Origin of the sequence: Pseudodonghicola sp. (genome assembly GCF_048268305.1) — a bacterium.
Lineage (GTDB): Bacteria > Pseudomonadota > Alphaproteobacteria > Rhodobacterales > Rhodobacteraceae > Pseudodonghicola.
In genome coordinates this window covers 17335-30070 of the sequence record NZ_JBLWVT010000005.1, presented here as the reverse complement: position 1 = coordinate 30070, position 12736 = coordinate 17335, and the positions used below count along the sequence as shown (strand labels likewise).

9 protein-coding genes and 1 CRISPR repeat array (1 of these 10 cut by a window edge) are annotated in these 12736 nt (G+C 65.2%); of the genes, 4 read left to right on the top strand and 5 right to left on the bottom strand.

Annotated elements, in window-relative coordinates; translation table 11 throughout:
* Positions 1–557: direct repeats of the CRISPR family, unit length 32 nt; unit sequence GTTTCAATCCACGCCCCCGCGAGGGGGGCGAC (it extends 148 nt beyond the left edge of the window).
* Positions 558–908: 351 nt separating this feature from the next.
* Complete coding sequence (locus tag ACN0V4_RS10380) at positions 909–1268, top strand: nucleotide-binding protein (RefSeq protein WP_417675748.1); 360 nt, start codon at positions 909–911, stop codon at positions 1266–1268.
* Positions 1269–1368: 100 nt separating this feature from the next.
* Here the strand turns inward: ACN0V4_RS10380 and ACN0V4_RS10375 are convergent, their stop codons facing one another.
* The 5 genes from ACN0V4_RS10375 to ACN0V4_RS10355 all read right to left on the bottom strand — a co-directional run bounded on the left by ACN0V4_RS10375 (position 1369) and on the right by ACN0V4_RS10355 (position 9883).
* Positions 1369–2385 carry a calcium-binding protein gene (locus ACN0V4_RS10375; RefSeq protein ID WP_417675746.1) on the bottom strand — a complete coding sequence of 339 codons (1017 nt, stop codon included), beginning with the start codon at positions 2383–2385 and terminating at the stop codon, positions 1369–1371.
* A 398-nt stretch (positions 2386–2783) separates the two neighbouring features.
* On the bottom strand, positions 2784–3287 hold the full coding sequence (locus tag ACN0V4_RS10370; protein ID WP_417675744.1) for an acetone carboxylase subunit gamma: 504 nt from the start codon (positions 3285–3287) through the stop codon (positions 2784–2786).
* Positions 3288–3353: 66 nt separating this feature from the next.
* Entirely contained in the window at positions 3354–5663 is a 2310-nt protein-coding gene (locus ACN0V4_RS10365) for a hydantoinase B/oxoprolinase family protein (RefSeq protein ID WP_417675742.1), read from the bottom strand.
* 22 nt (positions 5664–5685) lie between these two features.
* The gene (locus ACN0V4_RS10360) at positions 5686–7839 is read right to left on the bottom strand and encodes a hydantoinase/oxoprolinase family protein (RefSeq protein WP_417675740.1); all 2154 of its coding nucleotides are present in this window, start codon (positions 7837–7839) and stop codon (positions 5686–5688) included.
* A 223-nt stretch (positions 7840–8062) separates the two neighbouring features.
* Positions 8063–9883 (bottom strand): sigma-54-dependent Fis family transcriptional regulator, encoded by a 1821-nt coding sequence (locus ACN0V4_RS10355; RefSeq protein WP_417675738.1) that lies wholly within the window; start codon positions 9881–9883, stop codon positions 8063–8065.
* A 452-nt stretch (positions 9884–10335) separates the two neighbouring features.
* On the opposite strand from ACN0V4_RS10355, the gene ACN0V4_RS10350 reads away from it, so the two are divergent.
* The 3 genes from ACN0V4_RS10350 to ACN0V4_RS10340 all read left to right on the top strand — a co-directional run bounded on the left by ACN0V4_RS10350 (position 10336) and on the right by ACN0V4_RS10340 (position 12651).
* Positions 10336–10779: a YqaA family protein gene (locus ACN0V4_RS10350; protein WP_417675736.1), complete on the top strand. Its 444-nt coding sequence runs from the start codon at positions 10336–10338 to the stop codon at positions 10777–10779.
* A 109-nt stretch (positions 10780–10888) separates the two neighbouring features.
* Positions 10889–11128, top strand: coding sequence for a hypothetical protein (locus ACN0V4_RS10345; protein WP_417675734.1), 240 nt, complete (start codon positions 10889–10891; stop codon positions 11126–11128).
* 44 nt (positions 11129–11172) lie between these two features.
* Positions 11173–12651 carry a multicopper oxidase family protein gene (locus ACN0V4_RS10340; protein WP_417675732.1) on the top strand — a complete coding sequence of 493 codons (1479 nt, stop codon included), beginning with the start codon at positions 11173–11175 and terminating at the stop codon, positions 12649–12651.
* Positions 12652–12736 lie beyond the last annotated feature (85 nt).

Sequence of the window (12736 nt, the reverse complement as noted above, 5' to 3'; positions counted from 1 at the left end):
CCCCCGCGAGGGGGGCGACATCGCTTCCAGAAACGTCATCGCCTCCTTGCCCCGTTTCAATCCACGCCCCCGCGAGGGGGGCGACGCGCCAGACATCAGCCGCCGGCGTCTTGCCGAGCTGGTTTCAATCCACGCCCCCGCGAGGGGGGCGACAGATGCGTCCGCCGGGACGTACTCGGCGTCATAGCGGTTTCAATCCACGCCCCCGCGAGGGGGGCGACGTCAACGCGCCGCTCGCCATGATGGCACTGTCCCTGTTTCAATCCACGCCCCCGCGAGGGGGGCGACCAGCCAATGCTGAATTCACTTCTGCCCTGCGGTTGGTTTCAATCCACGCCCCCGCGAGGGGGGCGACACATCAGCTTGCGTTCGTCCTGCCTTGTGCAGATCGTTTCAATCCACGCCCCCGCGAGGGGGGCGACGGATCACCACTGGCGCAATGTCATCCCGCTGTCGAAGTTTCAATCCACGCCCCCGCGAGGGGGGCGACGCGCGGAGCTGATCAACAGCCTGCACCTCGGCGAGGTTTCAATCCACGCCCCCGCGAGGGGGGCGACGGCCTCAGTTTAACCCCTTCTCGCCCATAGGCAATTCGTCACGCGGCCGCGATCCTGTTGCTTCGCGACCCTGTTGGTCGGGTGGAGCATGGCAGAGAGCGCGGCAAGACCTTGGATTGACGTTGAAATCTGGCTGCGCGAACCTCCCGGGTGCGGCGCGACTGCTTGTGGTTCGCGCAGACTTCCTCGCCGCCAGCAGCCGGGCCTCTGCCAAGAAGCCGACCGGTTCTTCCAGTCGCCGCGACGGGCATCGTTGCAGGCTCCTCCCGTCGGGGAGGTCACGGTTGACTACCGCTCGCGGCTTGCCGGCCGATGCGCCGGCCGATAGGCTTGTCAAGGAGCAAGCATCCGATGAAACATCTCGCCACCCTCCTCCTCGCCCTTCTCCTGTCGGCCTTTGCGCCGGCAGCCGGCTCTGCCGATCCCCTCCCGCCCGCGGAGGCCAGCCAGCATATCGGCGAGGCCGTCCTTATCGAGGGTGTCGTAAGCCAGGTGCATTACGACAAGAAGTCGGGCAATACCTTCATCAACATGGGCGGCCGCTACCCGAAGCACAGCTTCTATGCGGTGATTTTCCGCGAGCACGCCAACCTGTTCCCTGATGTGCGGTCCATCGAGGGCCAAAGGGTTTCGATCGCCGGCGTGGTGGAGCTCTACCGGGGCAAGCCGCAGATCGTCCTGCGTCAGGCTTCCCAGCTTGTGGTGAACTGAACCGACCGGCCGCCTGCCCAGACGACCGGCCCGCCTGCTTCCGATCTCCACCAGGTCGCGGCAAGCCGGTCATGACCGCCCTGGTCGCGACGAGGCGATGTCAGCTGAAATCCCACCAATCGGGCACCGCGATCCAATGGGTCTGGGAGGCCTTGAAACTGCCTAGCCCGTCGAGCCTCAGCCCCCAGTCGGCGATGCCATCGCCATTGCTGTCAATCGAGACCAGGCCATCCTGCATGCGGATTTCCACGAGACCCTCGGTGCCCGAGAACTCCTTCTTGCCGATATAGCGTAGCTCATCGGCCTCGTTGTAGAGCAGCGGCGAGAACTCGATCAGGTCAAGCTTGTCTCCCTGCCGGGCGTTGAAATCGGTCACGGTTGTCGGGCTGGTCTTGTCCCAGGTGAGGCCGGAGACCTGGAACATGTCGGCCCCCTTGCCGCCGGTCCAGATATTGGTGCCCTGACCGTCGGCCACAAAGGTGTCGTTGCCCGCCTGCCCGAACAGACGGTCGTCGCCGCCCTTGCCGTAAAGCCTGTCATTGCCGGCGCCACCGAAAAGCCTGTCATTCCCGTCGTAGCCGTCGATCTGGTCGTGGCCGCCGCCGCCGCGCACGATGTCATTGCCGCGCGAGGCGTTGATCTGATCGTTGCCGGCCCCGAGGTTGATGATGTCGTCGCCGACCGATCCGTTGAGATAGTCGTCCGTATTGGTCAGCTTGCCGCGCAGACCGGTCACGGTCAGTTCATTCCAGATCAGCCCGGCCCCGCCAACGTTCACCACGCGCGAGATGTCGACCTCCGAGTTGAGAGCGATCACCCCCATGACCTCACCGTCGCGCAGGAATTGCACCCGGTCGATGGTGCCGGTCCAGTTGCCGCCGGATTTGGAGAAATCACCGAGGAACTTGTAGCCGAACTCGGCCTCATAGTCCGGCAGACCGTGAACCTTATAGACAAAATCGGTGGTCAGCGTGATCGCATTGGCCGACTTCCTGCTCGGCAAGGCAGCGGCCCAGTCATCGGCATCGAAGAAGAAGAGGCCCTTCGTCGCAAAAGAAAAGACGTCGGCATAGTACAAAGATTCGGGTCGCATCGACTTGATGACAGACTTGGCCATCTTAATTTCCTTTCAATTTCAGAAAAAATACTTTCCATATATTCCAAAAAAAGCGTGCATTCGAACCATTTAACTATCGCTTTACCTTCAAATCAAGCCCTGCCGGCAACTGCGCCAATGGCTGCATTTCCCTGCGTCACCCCCGTGGTTAGCCCCGCCCCCCATCCATAACCTGTCCTGGCCCTGGCGCGTCCCGCTCCGGGCCGTAGATGCGCCGCCGTCCCCACCGCACCACTCGGGTTCGCCCGGTGTTCCGCAAGATCGCCTGCCGTGGCCTGCCAATCAGGACCGTGCCGTGGAATATGGCCTTGCCAAATCCGCCGCCTCCGATCCCTTGCCCGGGCAATAAAAGACGCCGCGCACTGGCTGGTGCGCGGCGTCGGCGGTGTTGCGGGCGATCAGGCGGCGCGCTCGGGGATCGCCAGACCCAGCCATTCGGTATAGAAGGCGTCGATATCCGGTTCGAAGTCATGGATCACCGGATACCAGGGCGTCGGCGCCTCGACATCCAGCAGGTCGCCGGAGAGCGGGCAGTAATATTCCCGGATCACCTGCCAGTCGGAACTGGGCGCCATCAGCCGGGGATAAAGCTCTTCCATCTCCTCGGCCGTCTCGCGCACCCGCATCACCGCGTAGAGCTTCCAGTTCTCCCGCCAGTCGCAGAACTCGTGACCGGCCTGGGATTTGACCACCCATTTCTTGTCCGAGGGGCGTTGCACGATATAGAGCTTCGGCCCCAGCGGCAGGATGATCTTGTCGTCCCACGGCACCTGCTCTTGCAGGATTTCCAGGTATTTGACGAAACGATCGGCGTCCTTCGGCGTCGAGAGCATCGTTTGCAGCGTGTCGCGGTCGATCTTGCCATCAACTAGATCTTTGATCTTTGCTTTGGTATAAGCCATTGGTTTTCTCCTGAAATTTATGGGCGCCGCGCCTGGGGGGAGAGGCTGGCACGGCGCCCCCCGGGATCACTCTTCGACGAATTTGACGGTTTTCACGTCGGGCAAATCGGAGAGGTCCATCGAGTATTCGCGGCCATAGGACGGGATCGGCAGATCCGCCTCCATCAGCTGCCAGTCCTCGGGCAGCTCCCAGAACTCGCGGAAGCCCTTCGCCCAGTCCGGCCCCAGCTTGAAGCTGGCGGCGAACATCTGCTGGACGTGAACCCCGGCGTCCTTGGCGAGGATGCGCTCGCGCTCCTTCGCCATCCAGGTGCGGGTCGGCTGCGCCTTGGCGAGCCGATCCTTGCGGATCTTCGCGCGCAGCGCCTCGGTCCCGGCCTCGTCGGCGGAGAAGAGGCCGTTGGCCCCCTTGCTCAGCGCGACGCCATAGACCGTCTCGGCGAAGCGTTCGAGCAGATAGCCGCCGTTCACATCGCTCGCCACGCTCTGCGGCTCGCGATCCAGCGGATCGCCGAAGCCCGGACCACCCCGCATGTAGTTGAGGTAGAGGTCGTAGTCCTTGAACATCTCCTCGGTGGTGATCGCCTGCTTGTCGCGCTTGATCCCCGCGGCGTTGACCATGGCGTCGAAGGTCGGGTTCTGCGGATCGGTGTCACCGCCGAAGGGGATCGGGTCGCCATTGGCGATCTTCTCCTTCAGCCCGGTATCATGCGCCGCGAAGCGATACCCCGAGGCCGCCGGATAGCCGCCCATCAGACCCCAGTCCGAGCTGATGTGGCCGTTGCCCATGAAGAACATCGTCCAGTCCTTGGCGTTCCAGACCATCCGCAGGCTCTCGAAGCCGCAGCCGCCGCGATACTTGCCGGCGCCGCCCGAGCTGGCCTTGATCTGACGACCGAGATAGACCAGCGGTTCCGCCAGCTCCCAGATTTCCATGTCGCCCATGTCGCCTTCGGGGTTCCAGATCGCCGCCGCGTGGCTGATGCCATCGGCGATGGCCGAGGCCCCGACCCCGTTGGCCGCGCATTCAAACGAGTTCACCGCATGGATTTCGTCATACTGGTTGAACCCGCCGCCCTGCAGCCAGTTCGAGGTATTGGCATTGCCGGCGTTGACCTCTTCGAGATAGCCACGGCCGAAGTAGCTGCGCGACAGACCCCGCCACAGCGCCGTCCAGGAGCTGACCAGGAAGTGCCAGCTATAGGCGAAGGCCACGCGCCGGTCGTCCGGGTTCATCCAGGTGCCCTTCGGCAGGCGGAACTCGGTCCCATAGGCGGCGCCGTCGTTGATCATCTCGGACGGGATCAGCGTCTGGGTCATCATCACCCAGATGCCTGAGGTGAAGCTGACCGAATGGGCGTTGTAGGTATGCCAGCCCCACCGGCTCGACCCTTCGAAGTCGAGCCGCCAGGTGCCGTCGGGGCGGATCGTCATCTCGGACGGCGTGTGCATGATGGTGTCGACCTTGGCGAAGTCCGACGGCACCCGCACGTCTTCGTGGGCATAGGGCACATCAACGAATCCCACCTGACGGTACTTGCCCGGGATGGTCATCGCCTTGATGCGGTTCTGCAGGCCGATGCGGCCATGTTCCACCGATTCATAGGCGAATTTCCAATAGGCCTCGATCCCCTCCTCGGCGATCACCTCTTCGACCAGCTTGCGGATCATGTGGCAGCCGGCGACGCGGGTGCGTTCATCCAGCATCCAATAGCGCGTGGTGCGCACCGCCCGCTGGCTTTCATGCAGCCAGTCGCGCTTCAGCTCGTCGTTCTCGCCGATCTTGCGGCAGGTGATCGAATAGCCGTCGCCGAAGCGCTGCACCTGCCCGGTGGTCATCGAGCCCGGGCCGACCGCGCCGGTGTCGATCACATGGGTGACGCCACCGACCCAGCCGATCAGCTCGCCCTTGTGGAAGATCGGCACGATGGTGTGGATGTCACAGGGGTGCACGTTGCCGATCAGGCTGTCATTGTTGCAGAAGATATCCCGGTCGTTGATGCCCGGGTTACTCTCCCAGTCGTTCTCGATCATGTATTTGATCGCCGCGCCCATGGTGCCGACGTGGATGATGATCCCGGTCGAGGTCAGGATGGCGTCACCGGCGGCGTTATAGAGGGTGAAGCACAGCTCGCCCTCCTGCTCCACGATCGGGCTGGCGGCGATCTTCTTGGCGGTCTCCCGCGCGTCCACCACCCCGGCCCGCAGACGCGAGAACAGCTTGTTGTAAAGGATCGGGCTTTCCTTGTGCAGCGCCCGCTCGGTCAGACCGGCATAATGGCCGGTCCGCTTGGTCTTGGCCATGATCTCGTCGCGGTGCTGCTTGAGCGTCTGGCCACCGCGGACGATACCGCGGATTTCGGTTTGCATATTCATGGGTTTTCTCCTCCCTGGGCCGTTACACTTCTTTCAGGTGGAACAGCCGGTGACCGTCGAGCCAGGTTTCGAACCCGCCCGGCACGACAAAGGTGGTGGCATCGGATTCGATGACGGCGGGGCCGGTCACCCGGTTGCCGGGCTTCAGCCGCTCCATCTGGTAAAGCTGCGCGTCGACCCATTTGCCCTTGCGATAGAACTTGCGGGTGCCAAGCTTGGCCTCTTCCGGCGGCACCGGGCTGCCTTCTTCTTCCTTGGGGATCTTGGGTTTCGGGATCGGCACCGTGCCGCGCATGATCGCGCCGGTGATCGAATAGCCGAGTTCCGGCGAGCGCGCCGAGGCGGCGTAGACCCGGCCATAGGTGTCGTTGAAGGCTTCGACCAGCTTGTCCCAGTCTTCGGCGGTCTTGGCCGAGGCGATCGGGCTTTCGATCTCCAGATCGTTGAGCTGGCCGCGATATTGCATCCGATAGCCGGGTTGCAGCCGCACCTTGTCGCGCGAATAGCCGTTCAGTTCGAACTCTTCCAACACCCGCTCGGCCAGTTCGTGCCAGGCCTCATTCAGGGTCTTCGCCTCGATCTCCTTGGCGTCGTCCGAGGCCTTCTCGGAAATGTTCACGTCCAGCGACTTGTCATAGCGGTATTCAAAATCCGCCGCCGCACAGCCGAAGGCCGAGAAACCCGCCGCCCAGGCCGGTACGATCACATCCTCGAAGCCCAACCCCTCGGTATAGCCATAGGTATGGACCGGACCGGCCCCGCCGTAGCTGAAGCAGGTGAAGGAGGACGGCGAATAGCCCTTGCCCGAGATCATCGAGCGCAGATAGTCGCGCAGGTCGCTGTCGAGGAGTTCGATCACCCCGGCGGCGGCCTCTTCCACCGTCAGGCCGAGCGGATCGGCGATCTGGTCCTTCATCGCGTCATAGGCGCGCTGACGGTCGAGCTTGACCTGACCGCCGAGGAAATTGTCGGGGTTCAGATAGCCCAGGATGACGTGGCAGTCGGAGATCGTCACCGTGTCGATGCCGCTCTCGGCCCAGCAGACGCCGACCCGATAGCCCGCCGAATCCGGCCCCAGCTTGATCGCCTTGGTATAGGGATCGAGGCGGATGAAGCTGCCGGCACCGGCGCCGACCGAGTCGAGCCCAACAAGCGGCAGCGACAGCACCAGGCGCGCCATGTCCGGGTCGTTCTGGATGGTCAGCTCCCCTTGGGTGATCAGCGCCACGTCGAACGACGTCCCGCCGATGTCGGAACAGGCGATGTTCTTGTATCCCAGCACCTCGCCCAGATATTTGGCGCCGATCACGCCGCCGATCGGACCCGACACGATGGTGCGCGCCAGTTCCTTGGCCTTCCACGAGATCGTGCCGCCATGGGTCGCCATCACCCGGAAGTCGAATTTCGACCCGTTGTCCTTGAAGGCGGTCGAGATCTTCTTGAGCGTCTGGCGCGACGGCTCGGCCGCGAAGGCCTCGAGCACGGTGGTATTGGTGCGGTGGGTTTCCTTGCGCACCGGATAGTAATCGGTCGAGGCGAAGACCGGGATCTGCTTGCCCGATTTCTCGACCTCTTCGATCACGATGTCGCGCACCCGGCGTTCGTGCCCGGGGTTCTTGTAGCTGTGCAGCAGCGAGATCACGATGCCCTCGACATCCTGGGCGATCAGCTCCTGCGCGGCGGTGCGCGCGGTTTCCTCGCGCAGCGGGATGACCACGGTGCCGAACATGTCGATCCGTTCCATCACGCCACGGGTCAGGTGACGCGGTACCAGCGGGTCGTCGTAATAATGGGTGTTGAGGTGGATGCGATCCTCATAGGCCATGCCCAGATAGGCCTGGCAGGCGCGGCCCATGCGGTGGAAATCCTCCATCCCCGCGTTGACGATCAGCCCGGTCTTCAGACCCTTGCGCTGCACCACGCGGTTGAGCATCGCGGTGCCGGAATAGACCCCGGTCTGGATCGACCCCAGCGCCTCCTCAAGCGACAGGCCCCAATGATCCAGCCCCTCGCGGCTCGATTCGATCAGCCCGCGCGCCTCGTTGTCCGGCGTCGATTGCGCCTTGCCGACCACGAAATCCCCGTCAGCATCGACAAAGAACGTGTCGGTCATGGTGCCGCCCGCGTCGATGCCAAGCACCTGCACGGATCGGTTGTTTCTCTTGTCCAGTGGCACGAAAAACTCCTCCCTTCGTTCCGGTCGCCCCAAAGCGCGGAGCGACTGATGTTCAGGATGGACCGGGGATCACCCGGGCAGATGTCCGATTTCCGTCCGGACCGACGGACATGCTGCGGACGCGAAATCGCCGGGCCGGCGCGCGATGGGCGACCGACAAAAGACATCGGGCGCAAGAGCTGTCTCGCGCCCGATGCGGTCGGTTTCGATCGTCAGCTGGCGATCAGGCCTTTTGCGGCCGCGCGATGCCATAGCTGTCAAGCTTGAGGTAAAGCGTCGACCGCGCGATGCCCAGCCGCCGCGCCACGCGGGAGAGGTTGCCCTCCTCGACCGCGATCGCACCCAGAATCTCGGCCCGTTCGATGTCGCGCAGGGTGTCAGGCTCGCCGCTGCGGCGGCGCTGGCGGAATTCGGGCGGCAGGGTGCGGTCGTCGATCAGCCCGGTGGGGGAAAGCGCATCGAGCGCGGTGATCAGATTGCACATCTCGCGCAGGTTGCCGGGCCAGGCATAGCCTTCGAGCGCCGTCATCGCGCCCGAGGTGAAGCGCAACTCGCGCCCCTCTTCCTTGGCCGCCTGCCGCTGCACCAGCTGCCGCAGCAGCGGGCGGATTTCCTCGGGGCGTTCGCGCAGCGGCGGTATCTGCAAGCGCACCCCGGCGATACGGTAATAGAGATCGCTGCGGAAGGCGCCCTTGCGCATCTCGTCATAGAGCGACCGCATCGACAGGGAGATGATCCGAGTTCCCCGCATCGCCGCCTGTTCGATCACCGTCAGCAAAAGCTTCTGCACCGGCGGCACGGCGGCGCCCGGGCTGTTGAGGCAGAGAACCCCGCCGGCTCCCCGCAGATGGGGATCGGCAAGCTCCTCGCGCAGCCCGGCCTCGCTCAGCCGGGCGCAGTCGATCAGCTCGAACGGCCCCTCGGATTGGCCGCTGGCACGATGGATCGCCTCTGCCAGATAGGTCTTGCCGGTTCCGGTCTCCCCCTCGATCAGGATCGGGATCATGGTGCCGGCAAGCTTCTGCGCCTGGGCGCAAAGGCGCGCCGTCACCTCGCCGACGCGGCCGATCTGCGCCAGTTCAGCCGTGGCATCGACGGGCCCCCTCGACCCTCGCCGCAACGAGATCATGACGCCGATCGCCTCCCCCTGTTTCTCGATCACCTCCAGGTCGGTGCCCTGCAGGCAATCCGACAACGCCTCGGCAATCCGGTCAGGGGTCTGGTCGATCAACTCGGGCACCTGGCCGCGCAGCCAGCTCAGCGTCTCGTCATCCTCGCAGAAGCGGGCGAAATCCTCGGTCGCGAAGATATCCGTCCCGCTGCGGTCCATGATCAGCATCGGCTCGTTGCCGCGGCGCAAGCGGCGCAGATGCAGCTGCTCCATCACCGCCTCGCGTTCGCGCGCCACCATCTGGGTCAGCTCGGCCTCGACCTGCAGCGCCAGCGCGGCGGAAAGCGCCGCGGCATTGGCCTGGGCAATGTCTTCGGGCCAGGAGATGTCGACCACCCCCAACAGCCGCCCCGTTCCCGGCTCCTTGATCGGCGTCGCCGCGCAGTTCCAGCGCTGGATCGCCTCGCAGAAATGTTCGGTCTGCCGGATCACCACCGGAACGCCCAATTGGATCGCCGTGCCGATGGCGTTGGTTCCGATCGCCTCCTCGCTCCATCTTCCGCCGAGATGCAGGTGGTTTTCGCGCGCCCGCAGCAGCGTGCCGGTGTCGCCCACCGCATCCAGCACCACGCCGCTGGCATCGCAGAGCAGGAAGATATCGCCGCTCCGGTTCAGCAATCGCCCGGCCTGGTGCAGCGCCGTCTGCGCGCCGCGGCGCAGGCGGCGTGCCATCGCCTGCTGTGTCGCCAAGGCCTCGGCATCGAGGGTTGGCGCGCATTTCAGTTTCGAGATCGGGCGCCGAGCCGAGCGTTTCCAGCTTTCAAAGACCTCACGACGGATATTGGCCGGCACACGACCGACGGCCATGAAATCCTCCCAGTCCCCCTTGCGGACCATGTGCTCCATCTTCTCCTCCCCGAAAAGACAGGTCATCTGAGCAAACCTAGAGGCGCTTCGCAGTCCCGATGCCTCCGTCCTCCCGAAAGCGCGGTGCGAATCAACCCTGGCTGGCTGCTGGCCTTCTTCATAGCAAAGACGCCGATACCGGGGTGTCCGAAATTCGGACATCGGCGGGACTGCCCCAGCGGGCGCAGGTGTCTCGGCATATCCCCCGGAGGTGAGGGAGCGCCCTTGTGATGATCGCCGGCCAAGACGCCAGGCGTCGAACCTCCAACCCGTTCGCCCGTTTCCGGGTTGCGCCACAGCGCTCGTGCCGGATAGACCGCGACCGGCGCAAGCCTGTGCGCCCCTACGCCCCAAGGCGCCCCCGCGGTTCCGGGGGTCGGGTAAATCTTTCGAGGCTGCATGATCCCTGTTCTTGCCAAGCCCTGCGATCTCGGCTGGCTGCGTCCTGACCTTCCGGCCCTGGCTCGGGATCGGCTGAGGTGACGGCGCTTCTGGGCCTGTTTCTCGCCGCGCTGGTCGCGGCGACGCTGATCCCGGCGCAGTCCGAGGCGGTGCTGGTCGGGTTGATCCTGGCCGCCGGCCATCCGGTCTGGGTGCTGCTGGCGGTGGCCACCGCGGGCAATGTGCTTGGGGCCACGATAAACTGGGGGCTGGGGCGGTTCCTGATCCAATACGCCGACCGGCGCTGGTTTCCGATCTCTCGCGCCAAGCTCGATCGCGCGACCGGCTGGTATGGCCGCTGGGGGCACTGGAGCCTGCTCGGCTCCTGGCTGCCGCTGATCGGTGATCCGCTCACCTTTGCGGCCGGAGTGCTGCGGGAACCCTTCTGGCGGTTTCTCGCCATCGTGACGCTCGCCAAGGGCGGGCGTTATGCCGTGCTGGCCTGGGTCACGCTGCAATTCGATGCCGGGAAAGTCATCTGACAAGGAGGGATCATCGGACTAGAGTGCACCCATGTCCTGGTTTGCCGCGCTTCTTCGCTGTCTCCTTGTCGCCGTCTTCGCGGCAGGCATAGGCCTGCCGGCGGCCGCGATGCCCGCAGCGCAAGACCCCGCCCCAGCGATCCACCCCTGCCCCGATGCGCTGCACGGCACCACACCGATGCCGCAGGATGAGAGCTGCCGGCAGCATTGCCTGGGCGCGAGCCTGCTCACCGCGCCCGCCATTGCCGCCACGGGTCTCGGCAGGATGCAGGTGATCGCGGTGGTTCTCATCGACAGCGACGCCCCCTCGCTCTGGCCGCATCCAGAGGGGCACCCGCCCCGCGCCTGATCTCCGCCCCGACCCCACGTCGACACCTTTTTCCGGAGATCATCATGACCCGACTTTCGCGCCGCGGCTTTCTCGCCGCTTCGGCGGCCTCTGCCGCCTCTCTCCTGCTACCCGCACGCGCCCGTGCCACGACCGACGGCTTCGCCCTCACCGCCACCACCCGGGTGATCGAGGTCAACGGCCGCGCCGCCACCGTGATGGGACTGTTGAACGCCCAAGGCGGCCTTGGCCTGACGCTTGATCCCGGCCAGCGCTTCCGCACCGATCTGACCAACGCGCTCGACATCGAGACCATCGTGCACTGGCACGGCCAGATCCCGCCCAATGCCCAGGACGGCGTGCCGAACACCAACCCGATGCTGAAACCGGGCGAGACGCGCGCCTATGACTTCGCCGCGCGCCCCGGCACCTTCTGGATGCACAGCCACATCCCCGAGCAGGAGATCGGCCTCCTGGCGGCGCCGCTGATCGTGCGCCGGCCCGAGGAGATCACCGCCGACCGGCAGGAGGTGGTGATGTTCCTGCACGACTTCGCCTTCCGCGCTCCCGCGGAGGTTCTGGCCGAGGTGACCGGCGGCACGGCGATGGATCACAGCAAGATGGATCATTCCGCGATGCCGATGAACGCCGCGCCGATGACAGGCGGCAAGTCCGGCGGCATGGCGGGCATGATGATGGGCGGCGCCCACGACATGTCGGGCATGGCGATGGACCTGAACGATTTCGATTTCGACGCCTATCTGGCCAACGATCGCACCCTCGACGACCCGGATGTGATCGCGGTCGAGCGTGGCGGCCGGGTGCGGCTGCGGGTCATCAACGGCGCCTCGATGACGGCCTTCTGGATCGACCTCGGCGCGGGCACCGGGCGGCTTGTCGCGGTCGATGGCGAACCGGTGGCGCCGCTGGCGGGCGCGCGCTTTTCGGCAGCGCCGGCGCAACGGCTTGATATCGAGATCGACCTGCCGGCGGATGGCGCGGCGCTGCCGGTCCTTGCCCTGCGCGAGGGCGCGCGGGAGCGCACCGGGATCATATTGGCACCGAAGGGCGCCGCGGTGCCGCGCATCGCCGGGCTGTCAGAGGCCGACCACCCGCCGGTTTCCGGTGACATGCGGCAGGAGCTGGCACTGTGCGCCATGGCGCCCCTGCCCGACCGCCCGGTGCAGAACGGGCAGATGGTGATGCTGGCGGGCTCGATGCAGCCCTATGTCTGGACGATCGACGGTCAGACCTGGGACACCCGCGTGCCCGTTGCGGCGAAAAGCGGCGAGCGGGTCGAGCTGATGTTCCACAACATGTCGATGATGGCGCATCCGATGCACCTGCACGGCCATGTCTTCCAGGTGATCGAGGTCAACGGCACCCGGTTTGCGGGCGCGATGCGCGACACGGTGCATGTGCCGGCAATGGGCAGTGTCACCATCGCCTTCGACGCCGGCGAGCCCGCGCCCTGGATGCTGCATTGTCACCAGATGGGGCATCTGGCGAGCGGCATGATGACAGAACTGGCGGTCACCGCCTGAGCCCCGCAGGGGGCGGCCGGACCGGCCCCGATGGCGAGGACCGAGGCGCGAAACGGGCCGGGGTTTCCCCCGGGCCGTCCGCACA

Bases quoted from the DNA above. Each gene is read 5' to 3' on its own strand.
- ACN0V4_RS10380 (WP_417675748.1), top strand. From the start codon at position 909: ATGAAACATCTCGCCACCCTCCTCCTCGCCCTTCTCCTGTCGGCCTTT.
- ACN0V4_RS10375 (WP_417675746.1), bottom strand. From the start codon at position 2,385: ATGGCCAAGTCTGTCATCAAGTCGATGCGACCCGAATCTTTGTACTAT.
- ACN0V4_RS10370 (WP_417675744.1), bottom strand. From the start codon at position 3,287: ATGGCTTATACCAAAGCAAAGATCAAAGATCTAGTTGATGGCAAGATC.
- ACN0V4_RS10365 (WP_417675742.1), bottom strand. From the start codon at position 5,663: ATGAATATGCAAACCGAAATCCGCGGTATCGTCCGCGGTGGCCAGACG.
- ACN0V4_RS10355 (WP_417675738.1), bottom strand. From the start codon at position 9,883: ATGACCTGTCTTTTCGGGGAGGAGAAGATGGAGCACATGGTCCGCAAG.
- ACN0V4_RS10345 (WP_417675734.1), top strand. From the start codon at position 10,889: ATGCCCGCAGCGCAAGACCCCGCCCCAGCGATCCACCCCTGCCCCGAT.
- ACN0V4_RS10340 (WP_417675732.1), top strand. From the start codon at position 11,173: ATGACCCGACTTTCGCGCCGCGGCTTTCTCGCCGCTTCGGCGGCCTCT.